24 protein-coding genes and 1 tRNA gene are annotated in these 26,510 nt (G+C 63.8%); 14 read left to right on the top strand and 11 right to left on the bottom strand.

The genetic code is table 11. From position 1 onward, the window contains the following. The first annotated feature begins 97 nt into the window (after nt 1-97). Nucleotides 98-1,228, top strand: a complete 1,131-nt coding sequence (locus AC25Y4_RS12825; protein WP_488120803.1) for a hypothetical protein — start codon at nt 98-100, stop codon at nt 1,226-1,228. Nucleotides 1,229-1,270: 42 nt separating this feature from the next. Beyond that, nucleotides 1,271-2,971, top strand: a complete 1,701-nt coding sequence (locus AC25Y4_RS12820) for a cellulase family glycosylhydrolase (protein ID WP_488120802.1) — start codon at nt 1,271-1,273, stop codon at nt 2,969-2,971. Between the two features lie 33 nt (nt 2,972-3,004). Here AC25Y4_RS12820 and AC25Y4_RS12815 read toward each other — a convergent pair whose 3' ends face one another. Together AC25Y4_RS12815 and AC25Y4_RS12810 are read right to left on the bottom strand one after the other, a co-directional pair. Then, nucleotides 3,005-3,847, bottom strand: coding sequence for an SDR family oxidoreductase (locus AC25Y4_RS12815; RefSeq protein WP_488120801.1), 843 nt, complete (start codon nt 3,845-3,847; stop codon nt 3,005-3,007). A gap of 323 nt (nt 3,848-4,170) precedes the next feature. Continuing rightward, nucleotides 4,171-5,646, bottom strand: coding sequence for an HNH endonuclease signature motif containing protein (locus AC25Y4_RS12810; RefSeq protein WP_488120800.1), 1,476 nt, complete (start codon nt 5,644-5,646; stop codon nt 4,171-4,173). A gap of 469 nt (nt 5,647-6,115) precedes the next feature. On the opposite strand from AC25Y4_RS12810, the gene AC25Y4_RS12805 reads away from it, so the two are divergent. Continuing rightward, nucleotides 6,116-8,425, top strand: a complete 2,310-nt coding sequence (locus tag AC25Y4_RS12805; RefSeq protein WP_488120799.1) for a glycoside hydrolase family 3 C-terminal domain-containing protein — start codon at nt 6,116-6,118, stop codon at nt 8,423-8,425. Nucleotides 8,426-8,444: 19 nt separating this feature from the next. Here the strand turns inward: AC25Y4_RS12805 and AC25Y4_RS12800 are convergent, their stop codons facing one another. Next, nucleotides 8,445-9,293, bottom strand: a complete 849-nt coding sequence (locus AC25Y4_RS12800; protein ID WP_488120798.1) for a class I SAM-dependent methyltransferase — start codon at nt 9,291-9,293, stop codon at nt 8,445-8,447. 232 nt (nt 9,294-9,525) lie between these two features. Here AC25Y4_RS12800 and AC25Y4_RS12795 point away from each other — a divergent pair, with 232 nt between their 5' ends. Further along, nucleotides 9,526-9,915 (top strand): SHOCT domain-containing protein, encoded by a 390-nt coding sequence (locus AC25Y4_RS12795; RefSeq protein ID WP_488120797.1) that lies wholly within the window; start codon nt 9,526-9,528, stop codon nt 9,913-9,915. A 28-nt stretch (nt 9,916-9,943) separates the two neighbouring features. Here the strand turns inward: AC25Y4_RS12795 and AC25Y4_RS12790 are convergent, their stop codons facing one another. Next, nucleotides 9,944-10,408 carry a hypothetical protein gene (locus AC25Y4_RS12790; RefSeq protein ID WP_488120796.1) on the bottom strand — a complete coding sequence of 155 codons (465 nt, stop codon included), beginning with the start codon at nt 10,406-10,408 and terminating at the stop codon, nt 9,944-9,946. Between the two features lie 98 nt (nt 10,409-10,506). On the opposite strand from AC25Y4_RS12790, the gene AC25Y4_RS12785 reads away from it, so the two are divergent. Then, a complete protein-coding gene (locus tag AC25Y4_RS12785) occupies nt 10,507-11,379 on the top strand; it encodes an SDR family oxidoreductase (protein WP_488120795.1) in 873 nt (290 codons plus the stop codon). Between the two features lie 4 nt (nt 11,380-11,383). Here AC25Y4_RS12785 and AC25Y4_RS12780 read toward each other — a convergent pair whose 3' ends face one another. Continuing rightward, complete coding sequence (locus tag AC25Y4_RS12780) at nt 11,384-11,749, bottom strand: DUF2255 family protein (protein ID WP_488120794.1); 366 nt, start codon at nt 11,747-11,749, stop codon at nt 11,384-11,386. 198 nt (nt 11,750-11,947) lie between these two features. Here AC25Y4_RS12780 and AC25Y4_RS12775 point away from each other — a divergent pair, with 198 nt between their 5' ends. From AC25Y4_RS12775 to AC25Y4_RS12760, 4 genes are all read left to right on the top strand, one after another. Beyond that, a complete protein-coding gene (locus AC25Y4_RS12775; protein WP_488120793.1) occupies nt 11,948-12,469 on the top strand; it encodes a DUF1269 domain-containing protein in 522 nt (173 codons plus the stop codon). A gap of 430 nt (nt 12,470-12,899) precedes the next feature. Next, nucleotides 12,900-13,199 carry a hypothetical protein gene (locus tag AC25Y4_RS12770; RefSeq protein ID WP_488120792.1) on the top strand — a complete coding sequence of 100 codons (300 nt, stop codon included), beginning with the start codon at nt 12,900-12,902 and terminating at the stop codon, nt 13,197-13,199. 109 nt (nt 13,200-13,308) lie between these two features. Next, complete coding sequence (locus AC25Y4_RS12765) at nt 13,309-13,920, top strand: TetR/AcrR family transcriptional regulator (RefSeq protein WP_488120791.1); 612 nt, start codon at nt 13,309-13,311, stop codon at nt 13,918-13,920. Nucleotides 13,921-14,016: 96 nt separating this feature from the next. Then, nucleotides 14,017-14,802: an SDR family NAD(P)-dependent oxidoreductase gene (locus AC25Y4_RS12760; protein ID WP_488120790.1), complete on the top strand. Its 786-nt coding sequence runs from the start codon at nt 14,017-14,019 to the stop codon at nt 14,800-14,802. A 32-nt stretch (nt 14,803-14,834) separates the two neighbouring features. Here the strand turns inward: AC25Y4_RS12760 and AC25Y4_RS12755 are convergent, their stop codons facing one another. Continuing rightward, nucleotides 14,835-16,418, bottom strand: coding sequence for a deoxyguanosinetriphosphate triphosphohydrolase family protein (locus tag AC25Y4_RS12755; protein ID WP_488120789.1), 1,584 nt, complete (start codon nt 16,416-16,418; stop codon nt 14,835-14,837). 165 nt (nt 16,419-16,583) lie between these two features. On the opposite strand from AC25Y4_RS12755, the gene AC25Y4_RS12750 reads away from it, so the two are divergent. From AC25Y4_RS12750 to AC25Y4_RS12740, 3 genes are read left to right on the top strand one after another with little or no spacing between them, the layout of a single operon-like run. Next, nucleotides 16,584-17,525 (top strand): cation diffusion facilitator family transporter, encoded by a 942-nt coding sequence (locus AC25Y4_RS12750; RefSeq protein ID WP_488120788.1) that lies wholly within the window; start codon nt 16,584-16,586, stop codon nt 17,523-17,525. Nucleotides 17,526-17,527: 2 nt separating this feature from the next. Further along, nucleotides 17,528-18,688 (top strand): S1C family serine protease, encoded by a 1,161-nt coding sequence (locus AC25Y4_RS12745; protein WP_488120787.1) that lies wholly within the window; start codon nt 17,528-17,530, stop codon nt 18,686-18,688. Beyond that, nucleotides 18,685-19,323: a LysE family translocator gene (locus AC25Y4_RS12740; protein WP_488120786.1), complete on the top strand. Its 639-nt coding sequence runs from the start codon at nt 18,685-18,687 to the stop codon at nt 19,321-19,323. The genes AC25Y4_RS12745 and AC25Y4_RS12740 overlap by 4 nt, the downstream gene beginning before the upstream one ends. An 87-nt stretch (nt 19,324-19,410) precedes the next feature. Here AC25Y4_RS12740 and AC25Y4_RS12735 read toward each other — a convergent pair. Together AC25Y4_RS12735 and AC25Y4_RS12730 are read right to left on the bottom strand one after the other, a co-directional pair. Continuing rightward, nucleotides 19,411-19,485: transfer RNA gene (locus AC25Y4_RS12735), tRNA-Arg, on the bottom strand. A gap of 118 nt (nt 19,486-19,603) precedes the next feature. After that, entirely contained in the window at nt 19,604-20,659 is a 1,056-nt protein-coding gene (locus tag AC25Y4_RS12730) for an adenosine deaminase (RefSeq protein ID WP_488120785.1), read from the bottom strand. Nucleotides 20,660-21,030: 371 nt separating this feature from the next. On the opposite strand from AC25Y4_RS12730, the gene AC25Y4_RS12725 reads away from it, so the two are divergent. Together AC25Y4_RS12725 and cls are read left to right on the top strand one after the other, a co-directional pair. Further along, a complete protein-coding gene (locus AC25Y4_RS12725; protein WP_488120784.1) occupies nt 21,031-22,188 on the top strand; it encodes an AI-2E family transporter in 1,158 nt (385 codons plus the stop codon). Between the two features lie 32 nt (nt 22,189-22,220). Then, nucleotides 22,221-23,660 (top strand): cardiolipin synthase, encoded by a 1,440-nt coding sequence (cls, locus tag AC25Y4_RS12720; protein WP_488120904.1) that lies wholly within the window; start codon nt 22,221-22,223, stop codon nt 23,658-23,660. Nucleotides 23,661-23,706: 46 nt separating this feature from the next. On the opposite strand, the gene AC25Y4_RS12715 is transcribed toward cls, so the two are convergent. From AC25Y4_RS12715 to AC25Y4_RS12705, 3 genes are all read right to left on the bottom strand, one after another. Next, complete coding sequence (locus AC25Y4_RS12715) at nt 23,707-24,762, bottom strand: CHAP domain-containing protein (protein WP_488120783.1); 1,056 nt, start codon at nt 24,760-24,762, stop codon at nt 23,707-23,709. A 106-nt stretch (nt 24,763-24,868) separates the two neighbouring features. After that, a complete protein-coding gene (locus AC25Y4_RS12710; RefSeq protein ID WP_488120782.1) occupies nt 24,869-25,366 on the bottom strand; it encodes an HNH endonuclease in 498 nt (165 codons plus the stop codon). 329 nt (nt 25,367-25,695) lie between these two features. Further along, a complete protein-coding gene (locus AC25Y4_RS12705; RefSeq protein WP_488120781.1) occupies nt 25,696-26,484 on the bottom strand; it encodes a C40 family peptidase in 789 nt (262 codons plus the stop codon). Nucleotides 26,485-26,510: the final 26 nt, after the last annotated feature.

Raw genomic sequence — 26,510 nt, 5'->3', positions numbered from 1 at the left:
CTTCTCTATCTGCGGGAACTGCACGATCCTAACCGTTTCGGCCTGTGAGACGGCACGCACTCGGCTGACACGGAAGTCCGACGAGTACGGTCTTTGAATGGAAGCTACACAAAACACCATGGTCGTCGGCCTGATCGCGGATCCGGGAATGCCGTTGAAACTGGCTGAGACGCTCCAGAAGACGCTCCCCGCATCCCTCACCGCGTCCGTGGATTCTGAGGTCGACTGGCGCGTGCAGGTGGTGGAATTCTCATTGCCGCTCAACGAGTCGGGTGTTGTCGACCTGAACGACGATGCGACGCTCTTGCGCGAACAGTGGAACTGGAACTATGTGGTGTATCTCACTGACCTTCCCAAGTACGTTGAAAATGAGCCGCTGATTTCCAGTGCGAATGTGGCTTTCAAGTCGGGGATGATCGCGCTGCCCTCATTGGGTGTGGTGCGCAGGCTGCGGCTGACTCGCGCTCTCCTGGAAGTCCTGTCGGCCCTTCACGGCGCAGCAGCGACGAAGGACCTGCGCCGCGGCAAGGATTCCCTGACCAGACGTGCGCTCTACCGTGACACCGAACCGGACAATCCCGATGGGCAGGACACGTACGAAACGGTGAAGGGTCCGCTTGGACGCCTGCTTCTGCAAGCCGGGATGGTGCACAGCAATAGGCCATGGCGACTGATCCCCCAACTCTCATCAGCCATGGCGGCGGCGATCGCAACAGGGGCGTTCGGCATTTTCTACACAAGCATCTGGAGCCTGGCCGATTTCGCGAGCACCTGGAGACTCCTCGGCGTCAGCATCTTGTCGATTGCGGTCTTGAGCACCTGGCTGATGGTGTCCAACAACCTCTGGGAGCGCCCCAGCGGAGGACTCAGGCGAGAGCGGCAAATCACCTACAACCTCGCGACGGTAACCACCCTCGTGAGCGCAGTGGCAACCATGTATATCGGCCTGTTCGTCGTCATCCTCGCCGGTTCCCTCATGATCATCAACAGCGGTTTCATGGCCGAACAGCTCGGCCACGAGGTCGCATTCGGAGACTACGTCAACCTGTCGTGGCTCTCCGCGTCACTGGGAACGCTGGCCGGCGCCCTGGGCTCCAGCCTGGAGAACAAGGAATCCGTACGCAAGGCAACGTTCAGCAGCCGGGAATATGAACGCCGGCAGATGACGATTCGTCAGAAGATTGAGGCCATGGAGCCCTCCGAAAACCTCTCCGACGCCGCGAAATAACATCTGGGAGTGCCGCGCCCGGCGTACTGCTACTGTGGGCGCGTGCAGAGACCAGTGTTCCCTGAAAACTCCCCGCGACGCCGCGTCCGTCGCTCCCTCGCTGCGTTCACGGCAGCACTGATCGCCGTGGCCGGCCTGTCGGGCGCAGCCGTCAGTTTGGCGTCAGCGAGTTCGACAGCGGATGCGGCAGCGCCGGCATCCGCTGCCACCTGGCTGCACACCGACGGGGCGCAGATCAAAGACGAGTCGAACAGCGTCTTCACGATCAAGGCGGTCTCGTGGTTCGGGCTGGAAACCAACAACTGTGCTCCGCATGGTCTCTGGGGATCGCTCACCATCAATAAGGCGCTCGCGCAGATCGCGTCGATGGGCTTCAACACCGTTCGACTGCCGTACTCGAACGAATGCCTCGCCCAGGCCAAGCCCACCGACATCAACTACTGGGCGAACAAGGACCTGGAGGGCAAGAGCCCGCTGCAGGTCATGGATGCCGTCGTCGCCGGTGCACAGGCAAACGGACTCCGCGTCATCCTCGACCGACACCGTCCGGATTCCGGCGCGCAGTCAGAGCTTTGGTACACCAGCACGTATCCCGAAACCAAGTGGATCTCCGACTGGACGATGCTGGCGGAGCGCTACAAAACCGACCCGACGGTCATTGGAGCCGACCTGCACAATGAGCCGCATGGTGCGGCAACATGGGGCGGCGCGGCAGCGACCAACTGGCAGGCCGCTGCGACGAGGGCCGGCAATGCCATCCAGACCGTCAACCCGAAACTCCTCATCGTCGTTGAGGGCATCGAAGCGCAGTCGGGCGATGACTGGACATGGTGGGGTGGCGGTCTGAAGGATGCCGGCGCGGCGCTGGTGAAGCTGAACACCCCGAACCAGGTGGTGTACTCGCCACACGACTATCCGGCATCCGTTTACAACCAGAAGTGGTTCAGCGACGCCAGCTACCCGGCAAATCTCACCGCGCTGTGGGACAAGAACTGGGGCTACCTCGTGAAGAACAATGTGGCTCCCGTGTTGCTGGGTGAGTTCGGCACGAAGCTGGCCACCGAGTCAGACCAGAAGTGGCTCTCCACGCTGGTGAGTTATCTGAAGACGAACGGCATCTCGTGGGCGTACTGGTCGTACAACCCGAACTCCGTCGATACCGGGGGCATCCTCAAGGCTGATTGGGTCACGCCGGAACAGGCCAAGCTCGACGCACTCGCGCCGCTTCTGGGTGCTGGCTCTCAGCCGGGCACTCCGACTCCCACGGTGACTCCGACTCCAACGGCAACGGCAACGGCAACGGCAACGCCGACGGCAACACCAACGCCGACCGCCACGCCGACTCCCACAGCAACGCCAACGCCGACCGCTACGCCCACCCCCACACCCACGCCGACATCGACCCCAACTCCGACGCCCACGCCGACCCCGACACCGGGCGCGAGCGGCACGACCGCCGCCCTTGCAATAGCCAGCTCGTGGAACGGGGGCTACGTCGGAAACGTGGTCATCACGTCATCCGTTGCAATCAAGGGATGGACCGTCAGCTGGACAGACGCGAATGCCACGAAGATCACCAACTCGTGGGGCATGAAGTGCTCACTGGCGTCGAAGACCATCACCTGCACCGGAGCCGACTACGGCACGGCTCTCGCCGCCGGCCAGACCAGGACCCTCGGGCTCCAGGTCGACGCGAAGAAGCCACCTGCTGCAGAGGCGCTCACCGTCACGGTCTCGAAGTAGCGTTCGGCCCGGTCGTTCCCACGGCTGGGCCGGTCATTCACCGGGCGGGAAGTCCGTTGATGCGGCAAGGTCTGCCTGCTCCGTGAAACCGGTGATGCGCCTGTGAAGTACGTCGATGGTGCTCGCGAGCGCAGCGGAGCCGAGCACCAGGCGCAGCGGCGCGGGTGTCATATCAGCGCTCTCGATGATCCGGGTGGCCATACGTGCCGGGTCGCCGGGGGCAAGTCCATTCGCCGGATCGAGCATCTTCAGGAAGCTGTGCGCCGGAGTCTGGTCGTAGACCGGAAGGAGCGTGGCGACCTGGGCGCTGCCGTATCTGAACTCCGTGCGTGCACCACCGGGTTCGACGATCGTCACGCCTATGCCAAAGGGCGCGATCTCCTGGGCAACAGATTCTGCAAAGCCCTCTATCCCCCACTTCGTCGCGTGGTAGAGCGAATTCCCGGGGAAGGCGACCTGGCCGCCGTAGCTGGAGAGCTGGATGATGCGCCCACCACCCGCTGTGCGCATGTGCGGGATCACGGCGCGGAAGAGCTGGATTGAACCGACCAGGTTTGTCTCGATCATCCCGTTGATCTGGTCGTCACTGAGCTCTTCTGCGGCTCCGAACAGGCCATAGCCAGCGTTGCTCACGACGACGTCAATCCGACCGAATTCGGCCGCAGTGCGGTCCACGATCGCGCGCATCGTTGCGGTGTCCCGCACGTCGAGCAGTTCGACCTTGAAGAGATCGGGGTATCGCTCCAGCAGATCCGTGACACTCTCGCGCCGGCGCACGGTGCCAACGACGCGGTCCCCGCGTTCCAGCAGCTGCTCGGTGATATGACGGCCGAACCCGCTGCTCACCCCGGTAATCAGCCACAAACGTTCAGACATAGTGTTCTCCATCCCATCTCGCCGTGAGTGGCGCTCACATGGGTGCGTCTCCATACCCACGGTACGACTGAGCCGGGGCGAGAGGGAGGCCCTGCCAGTGATCCTCACAGACGGGTTCGACGCCTTGGTTACTCTTGCGGGTTTCGAAACTCCACCGCTGCGTTGGGTTGCTTTCCTGAACTTTCTAACTATTTGGCTCACGAGGACACCTGATCGGAAGCTGCGGCATACCGCCACGACGATCCATGCAGCCAGCTGGTGATCAAGACAGCCAGATGGTTCAGATCAGCCCGTTAGGTTCGGTTCAGTTCGGTTCGTTCGGTTCAGCCGGCTCGCGGATGGTCGCGTTGATCGCGTTGATCGCGTCTATTGGCGAGTTGGTCTGCCATCCGGGTCGGGGACTTCGTTGCCACGTGCCACCGTTGGTGTCCGTCCATCCAGATCGGGGCTTTCACCTGCGGGACGCCGTCGACCATCCGGATCTGCCACCCCGACCGGTGAATCGTGCGGTGGTGGAACCAGCACAGGGTCACTCCGTTACTCACCTCGGTGGGCCCGCCGAGCGCAGCGGGGATCACGTGGTGGATTTCCGCCCACGCGGCCGGGCTCTGGCAACCGGGGATGATGCAGCCGCCGTCGCGGAGGGTGATTGCACGGCGCTGCTGGCCGGAGAAGCACCGGTCGGTGACTCCCAGTTCGATGATCTTGCCCTTCGCATTGATCGTGACCGGTTGCACTCCCCCGGCACACGCCATCTGCTCCACGGTCAGCATTGAAACCGGTACCACCTGTCCGTCGATGTGGCCGGCACCCGTGCCTGCGAGGAGGTCTTCCTGCCGCACACTGACCAGCACGGTCGGGGCGGCCCCGCCGATCGAGGGTGCTTCGGCGCTTCGCGCGGCGGTGTCAACGACCATCGTGAACAGGTCGTGCCGTAGTTGGTCATTCGTACGGTCGTCACGCTCGAGCACGTCCCGGTCGATCTCTTGCTCCTGCTCCTCCGCGGTCAGAAACTTCACCTGCGCAGTCCGAGGCGACATATACGCATCCATCAGGCGTTGGAACTTCGCGGCCGTCTCCGGCATCAACGCACCCGACACGGGGATGAGACCATCACGCTCGGTGCCGAGCCGGAAGCCACGGTTCAACATCGCCCGCTTCTCATCGGGCTCCAGACCATCCGGGTCAATGAACGCCCTCCACACCTGCGCCTGCAACAAGGTCGCATCCGCAGCCACCGGGATCGTGGCCTCGTCGTCCGGCCCGATCGGTTGCCCGGTCGCCGCAGCGACCAGGGCTTCCTCGGCGAGCTGGATTCTGTCGACAGGGATCCGGCCGCGCAGCGGTCCCAACACGGTGATGATCGCCTCAGCGCTGTCCCGACCGAGCAGCCCACTGGCCAGACCCACCGCCACGGCGGGGAACTTCGCCGGGAACGCCGCCCCGTCCAACCCGTACTGGGTACGCACCTGCCCACCCAGTCGGACTCTCTTGGCGATGGTCTTCGCCGACACACCCGTGAGCCGCTCCAACAGTTCGGTGCCGCTCCGGCATCCGCGCTTGGACGACAGCCGCACCGAGACCTCCAACGTCTTCCGCGACCGCTCCTCAATCTCGGCGGCCAACGACACTCGGTACGCGTCGATGAGTCGCCCGACCTGCTCCGCCTGGATGGCACGTTCGACTAGGTCATCATCACTGTCGACGCGCACCGTGGCGCAGGGCTTGGCCTCCGAAAACTCCGCCGTGAAATCCTGCAGCATGTCCTTGACTGTGCGGGATTCCTCAACTGTGAGCATGCCTCAATACTACCAATATTAGAACTGATAGGCGAGCTTTTCTCAGTCGTATCTAGAGATTAGTCGTAAGTATGTTCGGGTGATGTTCCGAGGTGGCGACGCCGCGACCCGCCCTGAGATGCGAGCGAGAATGAACGTTCGGCCACCGCGCCGAATTCTGGGCGCGCGTTTTCCCGCTGGGCGCGCGGTTAATCGCGCGCCAGGCGCGTTTTCGCGCGCCCAGCTGAAATCGCGAGGTCCGCCCGCCCACTTGACACTCGCCAGCGATCTCACTCCCCGACCACGCCCGCTCTTCGGCCGCCCTCGATCCTCGGCCACGTCCGCTCCTCGACCAGCGGAGGGGCGAACGGCGCGGCATCCGCTCATGAAAAGGCTGGACGACGCCAACCAGCCCTCGTAGGCTCCCACCACCGGCCGGAACGGGAATCATCCGGCGACGTCAGGTAGCCATCACCGTCGAAGGAGCATCATGACGAGCACAGGTCCCGCCACCACTGGCAGCACCAGCGAAAGCACCAGCACCAGCACCAGCGAAAGCACCAGCACCAGCACCAGCACTAGCCCAGACACCCGCGGCACTCTCGCAACCCTGACCCTCGAGCAGAAGGCAGGCCTCACCAGCGGCGCCACCTTCTGGACCACCAAGGAAACACCAGAGGTACCGTCCATCATGCTGACCGATGGTCCGCATGGCGTACGAAAGCAGCGCGGCGGCTCAGACCACCTGGGCATCGCCGACAGCGTGCCCGCGACCTGTTTCCCGCCCGCCGTCTCACTCGGCTCCAGCTTCGACCCCGCGCTGCTGGAACGCGTCGGCACGGCGCTCGGCGAAGAGGCACGAGCCGAAGGCGTTGGCGTCTTGCTCGGCCCCGGCATCAACATCAAGCGCTCCCCCCTCTGCGGCCGCAATTTCGAGTATCTCTCCGAAGACCCGCTGGTGTCCGGGGTACTGGGCGCAGCCCTCGTGCGTGGACTCCAATCACAGGGCGTTGGCGCCTCACTCAAGCACTTCGCCGCGAACAACCAGGAGACCGACCGCATGCGCGTCTCAGCTGACATCGATCCGCGGCCGCTGCGCGAGATCTACCTGCGCGGCTTCCAGCGCGTCGTCGAAGACGCCCAGCCCTGGACCGTCATGTGCTCGTACAACCGAATCAACGGAGTTCATACCTCGCAAGACCCGTGGCTGCTGAACACCGTGTTGCGCGAGGAGTGGGGCTTCACCGGCCTCGTCGTCTCAGACTGGGGCGCCGTCGTCGACCGCACCGCCGCGATTGCGGCTGGGCTTGACCTCCAGATGCCGTCCACCGATGGTCGCACAGACGCCGAGCTCGTCGCCGCCGTGCGCGCAGGTGACCTCGACGAGAGCGTCATCGACACCGCGGCCGGCCGCGTCATCCAGCTGATCCAGAAGGTCCAAGCGAAAGCGGATGCCGCAGCAACCTACGACGAAGCCGCCCACCACGCGCTGGCCAGGGAGGCCGCCGCTGCGAGCGTCGTCCTCCTGAAGAACGACGGCGTGCTGCCCCTCTCCCCTGATGCCTCCGTCGCGATCATCGGAGAACTCGCCCGCACACCTCGCTACCAGGGGGCTGGCAGCTCGCTCATCAACCCGACCCGTCTTGAGAATGCGCTCGACGAGATCCGCACCCTCACTGGCCGGGAGGTTCCGTTCGCGGCCGGATACGCCAGCGACGGGACGGCGACGACTGAACTGACCGCTGATGCTGTTGCCGCGGCATCCGCTGCCGACACGGTGCTGCTCTTCCTCGGCGTGCCGGCCGCGCAGGAGTCCGAAGGGTTCGATCGCGACGATATCGAGTTGCCCCCTGCCCAACTCGACCTGCTTGAGGCCGTACTCGCGGCCAACCCGCGCACGGTCGTCGTGCTCTCGAACGGTGGCGTTGTGCGCCTGTCAGCGTTCGCCGCACGGGTGCCGGCCATCGTCGAAGGCTGGCTGCTCGGGCAAGCGGGCGGCGGCGCAATCGCAGACGTGCTCTTCGGTGTCGTCAATCCGTCTGGGCGACTCGCCGAGACCATTCCCCTGCGGCTCGAAGACACCCCCGCTTTCCTCAATTTCCCCGGCGAGCATGGCCAAGTGCGCTACGGAGAAGGCATCTTCGTCGGATACCGCTGGTACGACGCGCGCAGCCTCGAGGTCTCGTATCCATTCGGTCACGGCCTCTCGTACACGACCTTCGAATACTCGAATGCCACGGCAATAGCGGATGCCGCTGGCATCACCGTGCGCGTCACTGTCACCAATACAGGCGCGCGCGACGGGGCGGAGATCGTGCAGGTGTACACGGCCCTGCCCACGTCAGCCGTGATGCGCGCGCCTCGTGAGCTCACAGCGTTCGCGAAGATCGCACTCGCTGCCGGTGAGAGCCGTGAGGCAGAGCTCACCATTCGCCGCGAAGACCTCGGCTACTGGCATGATTCGCTGTCGCGCTGGGTGGTTGAGGGCGGCAGCTACGAGGTGTCGGTCGGCAGCTCCAGCCGCGACATCCGCGCACGCATCGCCGTCGGTGTCGAGGGCGATACGGTGCGGATGCCGCTCACCGCCGAATCATCGATCGCCGAAGTCATGGCCCACCCCATTGCCGGGCCGCTGGTGATGCAGGCGCTCGGCGGGCAGGCATCCGCTGGACTCCTGGCCGACCCGACCATCGCCAAGGTGTTGGAGTCCGCTCCGATCGGCCGCATGATGGCCTTCCCCGGCAGCGGCGTCGACCCCGACCAGCTCGCACAGCTCTTGGCGGCAGCGAACGCACGCTAAGTCCAGCTGGCGCGATGGCTCACGCCAGCTTGACCGCCTGGAGCGTGTAACTCAGGGGTACGCGTTCCGGGTGGTCGATGAGAGACCATTCCCCAGAGGCATCCAGCGCCATGCGACCGGGCAGCGCTTCCCACGGAACGCTGGTGTGCTCGACCAGCGCGGTGAGCTGGAGGCCGGCATCGAACAATGCAGTGATGATCTCACCGAGGCCGTGATTCCACTCATGGGTGACCGAGGCCTGAAGGGGCGTGTCGGTCTCGACATACGTCGATGAGTCGTCCCAGACGATCGGGTCAACCTGCTCGAAGTATGGGTAGCCGACCACGAGGGCGCCGGGCTGATCCTCGTCGATGGCCCACAGCATCGGGTGCCCTTCACGAATGAAAAGTCGCCCGCCGGGAACCAGGAGCGATGCCACGGTTTTGGCCCAGCGTGCGATGTCGGGCAACCAGCAGAGTGCCCCGATGCCGGTGTAGACCAGATCGAACCGCTCGCCACCGAGCGCCTCCACCGCGGAGTACACGTCGGCTTCGACAAACGTCACATCGGTACCGGCTCGCTGTGCGAGCTCTGTCGCACCGGCGATGGAGACAGATGAGAGATCAACCCCGGTGACCGTTGCGCCCAAGCGTGCCAACGAGATGGAGTCAGTGCCGATGTGGCACTGCAAATGCACGGCGCGAAGGCCAGACAGGTCGCCCAGGCGCGCCCGATCGAATGTCACAACGTGAGACAACCAATTCTGGTCGTCCACAAATCGCTGAATCCCATAGTCGTCCGAGGCGAGGTGCAGCGGAGCCCGCTCATCCCAATTGGCCTTGTTCAGCTCCAGATAGGAATCGCTGTACGGGTGCGGAGAGTCGGTCATGGGGCGTCCTTTGCGGGCGGGTATCTAAGCGGATGCCCGAATGCCGAGCCTTGCAGGCTATCGGATCACGTATGTCGGCGCAAAAGGCAGCATCCGGGTAATTTGCCGCCCAACAGGCACTTCACCCGATTCGGGTGGTGGCCCCTCTACGAGCAGGTCGGAGACTGGGTCTCGCGAGCGCATCGCATGGGTGCTCGCGTGCCGAGATCCACGCACGAACAAGGAGTGAGCCATGAACTTCTGGAATTCGTTTTGGGACATCATCTGGTGGTTCGTCTGGGCATTCGTTTTCATCGCCTACCTGTTCGCGCTGTTCACCATCGTCGTCGACCTGTTCCGCGACACGAAGCTGAACGGATGGTGGAAGGCGCTATGGCTGATCTGCCTCCTGTTCGTTCCGTTCCTGACCGCTCTGATCTACCTGATCGTTCGCGGCGGAGGCATGGCCGAACGCAGCCAACGTGAGGCTGCCCAGGTGCAGGATGCCACGCAGGACTACATCCGTTCGGTGGCCAGCTCGAGCCCGGCGGACGAGATCGCCAAGGCCAAGGCGCTCCTCGATTCCGGCACGATCACGCAGTCAGAGTACGAGGCGCTGAAGACTAAGGCCCTCGCGCACTGAGTCAGGCGTGCGCGTCGGCACCTCGTGGTCATGACGATGCCACCGGCATCCGCTCTGCTCTGTGTGCGATGAAGAAGGGCACCAGGCCGTACAAGGCTGCGCCGATCGCCGCGAAGCCCAGGAGTGCGTTTGCCCGTGACGGGTCGGCCGGGGGCGGGCTCACGGCCACCCACATCTGAAAGACGCCCACTGCAGTGGCGAACCCGGCGACGGCGCCGCTCCAAAACAGCGGAATCCGCCTGTTGCTGCCCGCTTCGTTTGGGGAGAGCGGAACGACGCTGGCCGCGCCGACTCCAACGCCGATCAGCACGACGAGTATGGGCACGAGTATCGCCCACATCGGAAAGGTCGGCGCAATGGCGCCGTCGATATCGTTTCGCAGCATCACCTCGGCCGGCAGCTCGTCGCGCCAGCGCAGCCACGCCACCAGACCGACCACCAGCGGCAGCCAGACTGTGCCGGCTGCGATCACGTCCCGAGTTCGCACCATCACGGTGTCACCGTAGCAGTGCGCCCTCCCCCGGCATCCGCTCTGGCACCCCGGTTGCGTCGTCTCGGAGCATGCTTGTCTCGAGACCGAAGGGCGCTCTGATGACACAGGTTCGCAGCGAACAGATGGCGGGCAAGACCGTGCTTGTCACGGGTGCCACCGGAGGAATTGGCCGGGCAACGGCACTGGGATTGTCCGCGATGGGTGCAGACGTCGCGATCGTCGGCCGCGACACTGAACGCACCACGGCCGCCGCCAGCGACATCCGCTCGGCCTCTGGCGGGAAGGTCATCCCCTTCGTTGCTGACCTGTCCAACCAGGCCGAGGTGCGGCGCCTGTCCGACGAGGTGCTCCAGTCTCTTTCCCGCATCGATGTGCTCATCAACAACGTCGGCGGGTACTGGCATACCCGACATCTCACCGCTGACGGTATCGAGCGCACCCTGGCCCTCAACCACCTCGCACCCTTCCTGCTCACGAACCTGCTTCTCGAACGACTCACGCAGAGTGCACCTGCCCGCGTGGTCACAGTCGCCTCCAACGCACAGGCCATGGGGAGAATCGACTTCGACGATCTGCAGGGCGAGCGGGCGTACTCCGGATCCCGGGCATACAACCAATCCAAGCTGGCCAACGTCATGTTCGCCTACGAGCTCGCCCGGCGTGTGCCGGCCAGCTCCGTCACGTCAAATGCGCTGCATCCCGGCGTGGTCTCCACGGCGTTCGGGGCAGAAGATCCCGCCGGCGTCCAGCGGATGCTCGTCCCCCTCATGCGGCCATTCATGAAGAGTCCAGCGGATGGCGCAGCCACGTCGATCCACCTGGCCAGCGACCCGTCCGTCAGCCGCGTGACTGGCCGGTACTTTGCGAACCGCAAGCCTAAGGAATCCTCGGCGAACAGCTACGACCAGCAGGTCGCAGCCAGGCTCTGGGCGGCGAGCGCCACACTCGTCGGCCTGCCTGGAGGTCGATAAACGGTCACCGAGGCTCAACGCGAAGAGTGGTGCTCTTGGCCACGTCACTCGTGATGGCTCGTACCGGGCTTCCGCCGCCGTACTTGGCGCGATAAGCGGCATCGACCTCGTCGTCGTTGTCGGCGTTCCGCACAAATGTGACGTCCTTGGTCACGCCCCCAGCTTCGATACGGCCTTCGCCGCGAATCTGGGACCCGCGATACCAGGCAGCAGTGGGACCGTTCACGGAGCGGATGTAGATTTCATCACCCACTCGCACCACCCAGATGATGACGCTGTTTCGCAACGAGCCGTCTTTCCGCATACCGGCCACTCGCAACTCGTCGGCACGACCGACGCGGTCGAGTTCGTCCTCGGTCCAGGCAGCCATTGTTCGTTCCCTTCGTCGCGCCTCTTGACCCGACTATAGGCACGGTTACCCGATCGGAATAGCGATGTGAGGGGATGCGCCCGGTCCGCGCTACGACGTACCAATGTTTGACGCAAGGGGGTGACGCAATGGCCGCATCGTGATTCGATGAAAAAACCTCACTCTGAGTTCGAGGTCCACTATGAATTGGAGACAACAATGGCTGACAACGACGGAATGTTCCTCTATATCGGCACGTATCCGAGCGAAAGCGCCGCCCGTGCTGACTACGACATCGTCAAGGAGCTGCATTCTTCAGGTACCGTCGGCACCTACGACGCGGCAGTGATCACCAAGGACGCCGACGGCAAGGTGCACGTCAACAAGGACGAGATGGCAACCAGGCACGGCGGATGGGGCGGAGCCGTCGCCGGCGCAGTGGTCGGTCTCCTCTTCCCGCCAGTCATCATCGGGACCGCGGTCGTCGGTGGCGCAATCGGTGCAGCGAGCGGCCACCTCTGGCGTGGCGTGTCCCGCTCCGAAGTCAAGGAGCTCGGCGATCTCATTGATGCCGGCCAGGCGGCGCTGCTCGTCGCCGGCGCCAGCAACGTTGAAGAAGCGATCAACAAGGCAGAGCTGAAGGCTGAGAAGCACGTTGCCAAGCAATTGAGCAACGTGAAGAAGTCTGAAATCGATGCCGCGGTCAAGGCAGCCGCAAGCGAAGTGGGCGCAGGAAGCTAACTCCACTCCGCAGGACGACCGGCCCGGCTTCAGAGAAATCTGAGCCGGGCCTTTCCAATTTGCAGAAAGTTGTTGCGCGCAATGCGCAGCTCCCCCTAGGGTGATGCTTACGCCATTGACGAAAGGAGCCCAGCGTGATTAACCACATGAATGCATTCGCATCCCGTACCACCGCCGGCTTCGTCGGCGTCTTCACCGCCTGATCGACCAGTAGATAGCCCACCGGTCCAGACGGTGGTGACGCTCTCGAAGCTCGACCAGGCAGCATCCGCACCGTTGTGCATTCGCCTGCCTCAGGTCACTCACCCCGCATGTGGCGCGCGCTCTCGCGCGCAGCCACGTTTCGCCGCCTAGAGCGGCCACCCATTATTCGGCGACCCCGCACGCCTAGGAGCGCGCCCGGGTTGCGAACGCGAAGGAACCAACCACCATGAATACTCAATTGGCGCCCACAACCGGGCACCAGGACCACCCGCCCGAACCGGTTACCGCCACAGAGGCGCACTCTCCCGTGCGCCGCGTGGGGGTGCTGGATCGTGCCGCGATGCATCTCGGTATCGCGCTTATCCGGTGGGGTCGCCGCCCCACCAGGGCCACACGGCGCGAACGCACTATTGGCCACAGCACTGCGTCCACGCGGACGACCTTCAATGCAGAGGAGCTAGGGGCCCGCAGGGCCGGTGACCAGGTCGACCAGTACCTGGTTATGAAGATGACGCAGTTCCGATGAACCGGCGCTGAGCATCAGCACGTGCACGGGTCGTCGCCGAGATTGTCCTCGGCGACGACCCGTTCGTACGCGAAAGCAACAGCATCAGCGGCCCGGCTACCCTTCACATATGGAGAAAACTCCGCGGGGGCGCCCTCGCAGCGAACTGAATCGCGTCGCAATCTTGAATGCCGCGCGCGACCTACTCGTCGAGATCGGCTGGGATGCGCTGAGCATTGAGCAGATCGCCGTTCGCGCTGGGGTGTCAAAGCAGACGGTGTACCGATGGTGGCGAACCAAAGGCGACATCGTGGCAGAGGGCATTGTCGAGGGAAACATTTCCTTCGTCATGGCGTCAGTGGCTAATGCGTCCGACATCGGCACAGACCTGAAATCCACCCTGAGCGCACTGTCGACGTCGCTGACCGCCCCGGGCGTCGATCCCCTTCGCAGGGCACTCACTGCAGCGGCCGCGTCGAACGAAGATGTCGCCATCCGGCAACGCGATCTTCTGGTCACTCCGCTTCGTGACCAGCTAGAGGAACGCCTCGCGCGGGCCGTTGCGGCAGGCGAGTTGAGACCGGACGTCGATCTGGACACCATGGTCGACACGTTGCTTGGCGCGATCTTTCACCGAATCACCAACATTCACGGGCCAGGCAGCGATATCTCCGAGAATCTCGTCGATCTCATTTTGCACGGCGCTGCGACACGCAATACGGCGCAGGCACACCGCAAGTGACCGCGGGTGACCGCCTGTCGAACCGACCGTAAGTTGTCGGCGTCTCGTCGACCTCGATAGTCTGACTAATTACAGGACAAGTTGTCCAGTAAATCAATGACGATGACTGAGGTCGGATATATGAAGAGACTTGACGGCAAAACGATCCTGATTGCGGGCTCCGGCGGCATTGGCGCCGGCCTGGCTGAGCGATATGCGGCGGAGGGCGCGAACGTCGTGCTCGGCGATATCGACACCGACGGGGTCGCATCCGTGGCCGCCGCCATCAGCGCGGCGGGTGGCTCCATCGTCGCAACCCGACTTGACGGCGCCGACGAAGCGTCTGTGGGCGACGCCGTCTCACTGACGGTATCCACGTTCGGCGGCCTCGACGGCATCCACGTGAACTTTGCAAAAGTGGGGGGCAACCCCACACACGGACTTCTCGACATGACGATGGATGAAATCGACGAGAGCCTCAGGGTCAATCTACGCGGCTATGTCCTCTGCACGCGCGCTGCGCTTCCACCCATGATCGAACGCGGTGGCGGATCCATCGTCTACACCAGCTCAGGATCCGCTTACGTGGCAGAGCCCGTCCGCGTTGCGTACGCCATGGCGAAGTCTGGCGGACACGCGCTCATGCGCCACGTGGCATCGCGCTACGGAGTCGACGGAATTCGAGCAAATGCCATTGCTCCCGGCGTGATTGTTCACGACCGTTTCCCCGCCGAGGTCCGTGCGGCGATGGAAGGGCCGACCATCGAGTCGACCTTCGTCAAGTCCAGGGTCGGGCGCCCAGACGATATTGCCGCAGCCGGAGCGTACCTGCTGTCCGATGACGCCGGCTATGTCACTGGCCAGGTCATTTCCGTCGACGGTGGGCGAACCGTCCGCGCTTAGTTCTAGCCGCGATCACCACTCGGAAGCGGCGCTCAGAGGCTGCGGCCTGACTCCCACAGGTTGTCAGAGGTGCCGCTGATGAGCGCCGCAACCGACATGGCCTGCGCGTCGGTGAAGGACGCTATGTAGTCGATCACCGCGCGGGCGCGACCGAAGCGTGCGATGTCGGCATCATCGATGCCGACTCCGACCGCCCCGAAAAACTCCGGGGCCCCTGAGCGCAGCTCGCGGTACTCCGCTGTCGCTGCCTCGACAGAGTCGAGGAGGCGGCGCGGGGCGCGAGCCGCATCATCCGCGTCATTCAACCAGAGGTGGAAGCCGTCGGCCAGCGTCTCGAGCACCCGTGCCTGGCCGCGCTGGTAGACAGCCAGGTCGCTCCGGTCGAGTACGAAACGCGTGTGCACGAACTTGAGCACGACCACGTCGTGCCAGGCGTGGCTACTGAGTCGCACGTGCCCACTGCGCACGTTGGGGGTGCGTTCCACCCGGATCGAGCCCTTGAGCCGATCGATCCAGCGGCGGGTGAAGGCCGACACCGCCCGGTCGGCGTCAAGCCCACCGTCGTATGGAATGGTGAGCAGGCCATCGACGAGGTCGCTGGTGACGCGCTGCACCGACTGGCGAAACCTGTCAGGGTCGGCGATCCAGGCATCTTTTGCCTGGGTGTGCCGCCAGGCTGCCTCGAGTGCGTAGCCGGGGCGACGCAGCGCAACGCCCGCCATCAGTTCGGCGGACTCGAGCGCGCGCAGAATGTTTTGTTCCGTGAGCCAGCCGTTCAGCTCGGCCGACACCGCGGTGTACTGCAGCACGCCGGCCCGGTAGAAGTCATCCAAATCGTGCACGGAGTATGCAATGTCATCGGCGATGTCCATCACAGAGCACTCGACGGTCTGCTGGTGCGTGCCGATTGCCGGGAAGGCCGAGAGCACATCGGCCATCTCACGCGCGTCGATCGAGTACGCCGAGAATTTGAGTGCACCGGATGCCGAATCGGAGCCAACCCCGCGCGGCAGCATCTCCGCGGGCTGCGGGGGCAAAGCACGCCACTCGTTGCGGGTCCACGGATATTTGAGAACGGCGGCACGCACCGCTTTGGTGAGGTTGAGCCCTCGTGGGGTGGCGTCGCAGCTATCGAGCGCAGTAAGGATGCGGAACGTCTGGGCGTTGCCCTCGAACCCGTCCGGCAGACCCAGCTTGGTGCGGGCCACCCTGTCAAGCACCTGCTCGCCGAGGTGGCCGAACGGCGGATGACCGAGGTCGTGCGCTGCGGCTGCTGCCTGCACGACAACGGGGTCGCATCCACCGAGTTCAGCGATGGTGGCTTGCACGTCCGCTGGCGCGTGGCGGAAGTCCACAGCGATCGAGCGGGCGACGGCAGAGACCTTGAGCGAGTGGGTGAGCCGGTTGTGCACCGTGGTACCTGAGCCGGCCTGCGGAATCACCTGGGTGACAGCAGACAGCCGTGAGAAATAGGGAGAAAAGCGGATGCGCTCAACGTCGACGCGAAACTCGTCTTCTCCAGCGGCGCCGTCGATATCGGTTCCCGATGTTGTTGTTTCGACGATTGCGCGCTCGCGCCCACCGTCGTCTGTGTGTGATCGCGCAAAGCTCTGCATAGTGCAGATCAGCCTATCTCTGCCGGAGGTCATGGCGCCCAGCGTGTCATTCCGGCACCCGACACACGATAGCCTTCTCGATCAGCTAAGTTGCTGATGGTGCCGCGTTTGGTGCCTGAACATATGGGGGCGCTGTGGCTGGCGGAGCAGGCGAGAAGTGACATCGTGACCAGGTTGCGCGGGGCTGAGGGTGCGGAGCAGCACGGTCTCCGCCGGTCGATCCAGTTTTCGGTCGTTCTGGCCATCATCGCGCTGCTCGTGGGCATCGTCTCTGGCACCCGAATCATCATCCTCGACGGCGCCTACATGCTCATCGGCCTCATTCTGTCGTGGGCGTCGCTGCGGGCGTCGACCGCCGTAGCCGCGGGACCCACCCGCCGGTTCCCGTTCGGCCGCGACGCCCTCGCACCGTTCGTCGTCGCGATCCAGGGCGTCGCCATCGCGGGGACGCTCTTGTTCGCCGCCGGCGACGCCGTCGTGATCATCCGCGACGGTGGAACGGATGTTGACCCCGTCGTGATCGCGGTCTATGGCGCGGTCACAGCGAGCATTGGATCGGTCGTGACCTGGTGGCTGCTGCGCGCCGCTCGCGGGTCGGACCTCGTCGCCGCTGAGGCTGCCCAATGGCGCGCTGGAGCGGTGCTCAGCATCGTCATGACGGTCGGTGCGATTGCCGCCCTGCTGATCGAGCTGACCGACCTCCGTGGTGTCGTGCGGTACATCGACCCGGTGCTCGTTCTCATCTCCTGCGTGATCCTCGCCCCCATCCCGATCCGGCTGGTCCGGTCGGGGCTGAACGAGCTCCTCGAGGGAGCACCGCCTCAAGCGACGACGGATGAGATCACCCGTGTCGTCGGACGAGTTCGGGACAGGTTCGGGCTCGGCGAGCCCACCATCCGTTCCAGCAAGGTCGGACGGAAGCTCTACGTCGAAGTCGACTTCGTCGTCGCGGCGTCGCAGTGGGATGTGAGTGAAGAGGATGACGTGCGGCACGCCGTGATCGACGGACTTGCGCATCTGGGCCTCGAGGTGTGGGCCACCGTGGCTCTCACCACCGACCGCGACCTCGTCGACAAGCGGGTCGAGCAAGTAAACAGAAGGAGCTGACGATGACAGACCTGAACGAAGCGAGTCCGGCGACCAGCACGGACGAAACGCCGGCCGGCGAACCGGTCACACTCACTACGAGCGACGCAGAGGCCACGGCAGAGTCCGCAGAGGTGAAGCCCAACATTCCTCGCTGGCTGATCGTGTCTGCCGCCGCCGCGGTGGCGCTGGCCCTGATCGCCGGCGGCTTCATCGCCGGAACTGTCACCGCTCTGGCTGTCAGTGCTGGCCGTGGATCCTGTGACGCTGAGTCGGTAGCGAACCGGGTTCTCCCCTCCGTCGTGACGATCGTGGTCGGCTCCGGTAACGGCAGCGGCCAGGTCATCACGGAGGACGGCTACATCTTGACCAACAACCACGTCATCTCATCAGCTGCCGGCTCCGGAACTGTCGACGTCCGGTTCAGCGACGGCCACCAACTACCCGCTCGCATCGTCGGCCGCGATCCGAAGACAGACCTTGCCGTCATCAAGGTGGACAGCGATGAAAAGTTGCAGGTCATCGACGAAGGCGACTCCGGGTCGTTGTCGGTCGGACAGCCCGTCGTCGCCCTCGGCGCACCGCTCGGGCTGTACAGCACCGTGACAGCAGGCATCGTCAGCGCACTCGGCCGCAACGTGCCCGTACCGAGCGAAAACGGCCGTAACGCCATTCTGGTCGGTGCCATCCAGACGGATGCGTCCATCAACCCTGGCAACTCCGGCGGAGCGCTCGTCGACTGCCGCGGCCGACTCGTCGGCGTGAACACGGCAATCTCCACAGTCGCCGGGGCTGGTGGTCAGAGCAGCACGGGCAGTGTCGGCATCGGGTTCGCGATCCCGCAATCCGTCGCCATCCCACTCGCCCACCAACTCATCGAGAACGGGAAGGTGACATACCCGAACATCGGGGCTGACCTCATCCCGATTCCGCACGCCGTGGCTGAGCACTTTGGTGTCGACAACGGACTGTTCGTGCAATCGATCACTGACGGCGGACCGGCTGACGAAGCTGGCATCCGTTCGGGCGACGTCATCACGAAAATCAACGGGCGAGCTGCGGTCAACCTGGACGTGCTCACCCATGTCCAGCTCACCAGCGAAGCCGGCGACACGGTCGAGATTGAGTACTTCCGAGCTGGTGAGAAGGGGACGACGACCGTGACGCTCGCCGAAACTTCATGATCTCGTTGGCCGCCGCTTGCGGCATCGCCCTCGTCGAGCTGGGGCTCGCGCTCACGCCAGGGCCGAACATGATGTACCTCGTCTCACGCAGCATCAGCCAGGGGTGGCGCGCCGGCATGATGTCTCTGTCTGGCACCGCGGTCGGTTTCGTCGTCTACATGGCGATGGCGAATCTGGGGCTGGCGGCAGTGTTCCTTGTGGTGCCGTGGCTGTTCATCGCGCTCAAGATTGTCGGCGCCCTCTACCTGCTGTGGCTGGCGTACAAGACACTCCGCCCTGGCGGTAAGTCACTGTTCGAGACGAGCGCGCTTCCTCGCGACTCCTTCGGCAAGCTTTTCCGCATGGGGCTGGTGACGAACCTCCTGAACCCCAAGGTCGCAATCCTCTACCTGGCACTGATCCCGCAGTTCATTGATCCGGCTGCCGGCAACATCGTTGCGCAGGGGTTTCAGCTCGGCGCGATTCAGATCCTGGTGGGCGTGACCGTGAACGGAGCAATCATCCTCGCCGCGGGCTCGATCGCGATGTTCCTGCAGCGCAAGCCAGCGTGGATGCGGTGGCAGAAATGGGTCACCGGCACGCTTCTCGGCGCGATCGGGGTGAAGCTGGCGATCGACGCGCCCGTGCCCGCGTAGTACGCCCGTGCTGATCCGCTACTGAGTCTCCGTGGAAACACAAAAGCAGGTCACCGCTTCCGGTGACCTGCTGCAGTGAGCCGCACATGGTGCCCCTGGAGGGATTCGAACCCCCAACCGTTTCCTTAGGACGGAACTGCTCTTCCGTTGAGCTACAGAGGCTGACCAGACGAGCTTACCGGCAACTGGCGACCACGTCGAAATACCGGATGCGGCCTGGCCAAGCCACGTACGGTGTTTCCGCACACGGCCTGGCCCGACCACGACATCCGCCGGTCAGCTACGCCTGCAGGTCAACCCAGGCGTCGATCTCCTGGTGGAGACGCTGCTTGCCGTCTTCGTCGAGGAAGGAGGAGGTGATCGAGTTGCGTGCCAGGCGCGCAAGCGTCTCTGTGTCGAGCTCGAACTGCTTCGTGATCGCCGCGAAGTTCGCGTCAACGTAGCCGCCGAAATACGCAGGGTCGTCCGAGTTGATCGAGATGAGCAGGCCCTTGGCGAGCATCGTCTGCAGCGGATGATCTGCCATGGTGTCCACGTTCCGGAGGCGCACGTTCGACAGGGGGCAGATCGTCAGCGGTACCTGTTCGGCAGCGAGCCGCGCGACGAGTGCATCGTCTTCGAGACAGCGGTTGCCGTGGTCGATGCGCTCAACGTGCAGGAGATCGAGGGTGTCTGCCACGTACTGTGCAGGGCCTTCCTCGCCGGCATGGGCGACGACATGCAGGCCGTTCTCCCTCGCAAGCGCGTAGACATCGACGAAGAGCTCAGGCGGATAACCCAGCTCGGCAGAGTCGAGCCCGATACCGTCGATTCTGGCGCCGGTCGCAATCAGGGTCCTGAGGATGTCCAGTGCCTCAGCCGCCGGCCGATCCCGCCAGAACGAGACAAGCAGCTTCGTCGTGATGCCATAGTCAGCCTCACTGACGTCGAGGGCATCGCGGATGCCGCCAACGACGACATCCAGCGGAATGCCGCGCAGGATGTGGGCCTGCGCGTCGAAGGAGACTTCAGCGTGACGAACGCCTGCAGCCGCTGCTCGCTGCAGGTAGCTGAGGGTCATCAGCTCAAAGTCGGCCCTGGTCTGGAGCACCTCGAGGTTTGCGTAGAGCAGGTCGAGGAACGACTGCAGGTTCGTGAAGGCGTAGCGACTCTTCAGGTCGTCGAGCGACTTCCATGGCAACCGGATGTTGTTGCGAGCCGCCGTCTTGATGATGAAGTCTGGCTCGAGGGTGCCTTCGAGGTGCAGGTGCAGCTCAGCGATGGGGAGTTTCATCTGGCGCCCACCGCCTGGCCTGTCTGTGGTGGATCTCTGGGCCGGCGGTGTGGGGACAGTCATGTGGTTCCTTTCAGGTACTGCATGTTTCTCGCTCGTCAGGGTGCTCACGGAGCCGAGGGGCATGCAGCCCAATCACGCCTGACTACTCGTTCAGCGTGCGGGTCATGCCCCTACCTGAGGGATGGTTCTGAGCCATTCCAAAACCTAACCACCTATAGAAGGGGTTCGCAAATTGCGGAAACGAGGGAACTCCTCCACCACTCCACCCGTTTGGTCACACGGAAATCGGCGAGAGCACACCGCGCCTTCGCTGGAACGGAGTGACGATGCCGATAGGATCGCGGCGCGGGCACTGCACGGGCATTCGAGCGTGAGCGCGCAGCTACCGAAGTGCCAGGTCTAACCACCGCCCCCAGCTCGAGGAGATCCAGATGGCCATCGTCCCGCCTGCCGACAGTCCCACCCTGAACCCGGCTGTCGCGGCCACTTCCCCCGTTCTCGGCGACACCGCTCATCCCGTCGGCGGCTTCGCGAGCAGCACGGCTGCCCTGTTCCGGAACGGGCCGTTCAAGCTCGGCTTCATCTCCACCCTCGGCGTGTTGCTTGCCCTGTTGCTTGGCTCAGCCATTGCCTCCCTCAGCTCGGCGCTCACACTCATCTTCTTCGCGGGCTTCGTCAGCCTCGGCCTGTACCCGCTGGTTCGGAAGCTCGAGTCAATGCGCGTCTCCCGCACCGGCGCAGTGCTCATCGTGCTCGCCAGCTTCGTCGCCATCATGGTGCTGCTCGTGAGCCTGATCGTTCCGATCATCGGCGAGCAAGCCAACGAACTCATCTCGCGACTGCCGTCGAACCTGGACAACATCGAGGGCCAGGTGTGGTTCGTCGATTTCAATACCACGATGAACGGCTACCCATTGCAGCTGCTCGGCTGGCTTGAGCGTTCTGCCGCCGACCCGAACGTCTGGCTGGCCGTCGGCGGCGGTGCTCTCCACGTGACGTCAACGCTGATCAACGGTACCTTCGCCGTGATCTTCGTCGTCGTACTCACGCTGTACTTCGTCGCCTCTCTCGAGACCATCAAGCAGAGCCTTTACGAACTGATCCCGATGAGCAAGCGCCAGGGCTTCATTGACATCGCCGAGGAGATCGCAGATTCCGTCGGCAAGTATCTCGGCGGGATGTTCATCCTCGCTGTCATCAACGCCGCCTTCACCTTCATCCTGCTCAGCATCGTCGGCGTGCGCTATGCCGCGATCCTGGCGGCGCTTGCCCTGCCCATCACCCTCATCCCGCTCGTCGGAAGCGTGATCAACACGGTGATCGTCACCTTCGTCTCCCTCTTCACCTCCCCGGGAACCGCACTCGTCGTCTTGATCGCGATGCTCGTCTACATGCAGATCGAGGCCTACATACTGACGCCCCGCGTGGTCGGCAAGGCGATCAGCATCCCCGGCTCGCTGGTGCTGATCGGTGCACTCATCGGTGGCACGCTGCTCGGCCTGCTCGGCGCGCTCATCGCCTGCCCGACCGTCGCCTCGATCCTGCTGATCATCAAGAAGGTCGTCGTTCCCAAGCAAGCCGTGAGCTGACCGCGAGCGTGAATGCATTGTCAGATCTCGATATGTCCGCGCTGGCGCTGGTCATCATCCACGTCGTCCTCGGCACGATTGCCATCATCATCATCTCGGCAAACCGGCGCCCTTCGACCGCCATCGCCTGGCTGCTCGCCATCATTTTCATCCCGTTCATCGGCGCCATCGCATTTCTCCTGGTCGGCTTCAGCCGCCTGCCCCGTGCTCGCCGCGAGAAGCAGCGAGGCGTGAGCCAGAGCATCCTGCAGCGCACCGTCGGCCTCGATCAGGTGAGCCACGGCAACGAATGGCCGGTCTGGCTGCACTCGGCAGCCCAGCTCAACCTCAACCTGGGCGCCCTGCCCATGGTGGGCGGAAACCGTATCGATCTGAGCGACGACTATCAGGGCTCGTTCGACGCCATGGCGGCCGAGATTGATCGCGCGACGAGTTTCGTGCACGTCGAATTCTTCATTCTCGTGCGCGACGCAAGCACGGCCGGCTTCTTCGACGCACTGGCTCGCGCTGCGGCACGTGGCGTGCGCGTGCGAGTTCTGGCCGATCACGTGGCCAGCCTGATGTACCCGAACCGCCGCGAGACCGAGGGGTTCCTCCGCGACAACGGCATCGAATTCGAGGCGATGCTTCCGCTTCGTCCCCTGCGCGGGCAGTGGCAGCGCCCCGACCTCCGCAACCATCGCAAGCTCGTCGTCGTTGACGGCGCCGTCGGTTTCACGGGTTCGCAGAACCTCATCGACGACCAGTACCACAAGCAAAAGAACATCGATCGCGGCCTGCACTGGCACGAACTCATGATCAGGCTTGAGGGGCCCGTTGTGCGCGAGCTCGATGCCGTCTTCGTGACCGACTGGTTCAGCGAAACGGATGCGCTCCTCCCGCTCAACACCACCCCCGTCGTACTCGCCCCCGATCCGTCTCTCCTCGACGCGCAAATCCTGCCGAGTGGCCCGAGCTTCGAGAATGACAACAATCTCAAGCTCTACACCATGCTCATCCACAACGCCCAGCGGCGCATCAGCATCACCAGCCCGTACTTCGTGCCTGAGGAATCCACTCTCCTCGCGATCATCACCGCAGCCTCACGCGGAGTGGATGTCGAACTCTTCGTATCTGAGATCGGCGACCAGGTGCTCGTGTACCACGCGCAGCGTTCCTACTATGAGGCGCTCCTGCGAGCCGGCGTGAAGATCTACCTGTATCGCCCGCCGACGGTGCTGCACTCCAAGCACTTCACCATTGATGACTGCGTCTCCATCGTCGGCTCCAGCAATATGGACATCCGCTCATTCAGCCTCAACATGGAGGTCTCTGTGCTGATCCAGGGCGAAGAATTCGCCGAGCGGATGCGCGTCGTCCAGGACGGCTATCGGGCCAACAGTTCGCTGCTCACCCTCGATGGCTGGCAGGAACGCCCCGTCATCGAGAAGGTCGGCGACAGCCTGGCGCGGCTGACCTCGTCACTGCAGTAGCGGTCTCGAGACGGCCGTGGCCGGCCTCCTCGACCAACGAGAGCGTCTAAACCGGCGGGTAGAGGTACAGCGCGACGTCGCCAGGCGCCACCGTTCGTGTGTGGTACGCGTGGCTGCCCATCCAGTTGTACTCCTCGAGCACGACCGAGCCGTCGGCACCGACGGACTGCACGTATGCCACGTGGTTGTAGTTGAACCAAGCGACTGCTCCGGCGATGGGAGTGTTGCTCGTCGCCCAGCCGTGGCCCTCCCACGCCCCAGCCCAGCTCGATGCGTTGCCGCCGCCGGGTGTCATGCTGTTCCACGTCCAGCGCCATCCGCCTGATGTCGCCCCAGCGTCACGGTTGAGTCGCCAGGCGACGAAGTCAACGCACTCGCGGTAGTAATAGCCGAGCGGTGAGAGCCCGCCGCCCTGCCCGTCGGTCGCTTCATACGGCCAGGGGTAGTCGTCACCTTCGGCCCGCACCCCACGCACGGCGAACTCAGCGGCCGATGCCCTGGCTGCCTCGATCGCGGCGGTGCGCTTGGCATCGAGCGTGCGCTGCGTGAGTTCTTCCTGGCTGGTCGCCGTGAAGTTGTCGCGCGACACGCTTACGAGAGCCGCACCGGCCGAGACTTCGAGTCCCTGTGCGCCTGCGGTCGCCCGGTCATGTTCTGAGCTGGCGTCGAGTGATTTTCCCCTGCCAGGGGAGAAGGCATAGGCCGGCAGCGCCGTTGTGAGGAACAGTGCCGGAATCGCGATCAGCGTGAACGCCGTCGTCAGGGGATTCTTGCGCTTGGAACGCGGTGAGCGGATGTTGGTCGGCGCGGCCGCTGCAACGACGGCCTTTGGCGCTGGTCGCCTGGTCCTGGGCCGAACCAACGGGACCTGGGCTGTCACCGGAATCGGAATCTGGACAGAGACCGGCGCGGGCGTTGGCGTTGGCGTTGGCGTTGACGGTGGCGTAACCGCGGGAACCGTTACCTGATGGGCGACGACCGTGACCTCAGTCGTCGGTTCGATCCGCTGAGCCTCTTCCGCCTCCCGTTGGGCGCGAAGGGCGCGCCGCGAAGGTAATGCGTCGTGATTCTCGGGAGAACCTGACGTACTGGGTTCGATCAAGTGCGATCCTCTGAAGTACCAGTTGCCGGTGGGGGGGGACGTCCCAACATTACGGGAAGCGCAGCGCCTTGTCATCAATGCGCGATACATTCGTACGCACGGATCTCTACGCAGCTGACATCAGGAACGCGTCCCACTGCGGCATCGGCTTTTCAGCGCCCCGCACCACCCAGGTTCCGCCCTGCGGCACCCGAGGTGACGTCAGCATCTCCCAGCCCATTTCTGCGGGCGTGTGGTCACTCTTCTGGTTATTGCAGCGCAGGCAGCAGGCCACCAGGTTGTCCCAGGTATCCCGCCCTCCCCGCGAACGCGGCAGCACGTGATCGATCGTGCTCGCAGACTTTCCGCAATAGCAGCAGAGGTGATCATCGCGTCGCAAGACACCGCGGCGACTCACCGGCACCGATCGTGCCCGCGGGATACGGACATAGCGAGACAACAGGATCACGCTGGGGCGCTCCCACGTGTCTGTGGCTGTCCAGACCGGGTGTTCGAGATCGCTCTGCACGATCGTTGCCTTTTGATTCATGACCAGGATGAGGGCCCGTTTGAATGACACCACGGCGAGGGGCTCATACCCCGCGTTGAGGACCAGTGTGCGCATGTGCTCCCTTTCGAAGAAGACTGGACGGCTTCCAGCCATTCGAACTACTCGCTGAGACAGCGGAGAGAAAGCGAGCGGACAAACAAAAAGGGCGCTGTCACAATGACAACGCCCAGGAGGACACACGAGAAACTACGCGGTGGCCCTGACATGTTTGGCTGCTATGCCGACGCGCAGAAGTTCCGCACGAACCCATGGAGTGGATCGTGCGTCGTTCGCGCAGTGGCTCTTTCAAGAATCCGCAGAACATCAGGGCAACAGGTTAACTCACTTTCGGCGCACCGCGAAGTCGAGGCGCGCCGAAAGTACAAGTGTTCACCTTGCGGGAATCAAATACCCAAGCGAACGATGTAGTAATCGCTTGTCCAGATTGGCTGTACTCGCACCGATGCTCCCTCGTACGGAGCGTGCAGCATGTTGCCGTTACCGGCGTAGAAGCCGTCGTGCCCGTCCATGATGACGAGGTCACCAGGCTGCGCATCTGCCAGCGAGATTCGCGTACCGGCGGCACCCTGGCCCGTGGACGAGTGCGGCAGGCTGATTCCGAACTGTGCGTACACGTACATCACAAATCCGGAGCAGTCGAAGCCGGCGGGCGTCGCTCCGCCATAGACATAGGGAACACCCTGGTACTGCAGCGCAACGTTATAAACGGATGCCAGGTCGAAGTTCGGGTAGGCCGGGTTGGCCAGGTACTCTGCGACAGAGGGGCCGGAGTACGCCGATGCGTAGCTGGCCATTTCAGCGGCAACTGCTTCGACTCGTGCCGCGGCCTCGCTCGCCGCCTTCGAGGCGGACAGTTCTTCGGGGCTGGTAGCGGTGAATCCGTCACGTGCAACTGAAACGGTGGCCGCCGAAGCGTCCACCGTTACTTCCTGTGCGCCGGCTTTGGTCTCTTGCGTTGACTCTGTTGCGGCGAACTGTGTGCCTTGTGACCCAGGGGCGAATGCGTACGCCGGCAGGGCCACCGTAGCGATCAAGCCGCCGGCCAGCGCCATGACGACAACGTTGCCTGCAACGCCGCGTCGAAAGGAACGCTTGGGCGTCGCTGTGCGCGCGACCTGTCGCGTCGCAAGGCCAGACTCGGGTCCGGATACTTCATTGTGTTTCGAGGACACCCTCGAAACGGATCGTCTCTTACCTA

Source organism: Leifsonia sp. Y878, assembly GCF_057669685.1.
This window is presented reverse-complemented; position numbering and strand designations above follow the sequence as displayed.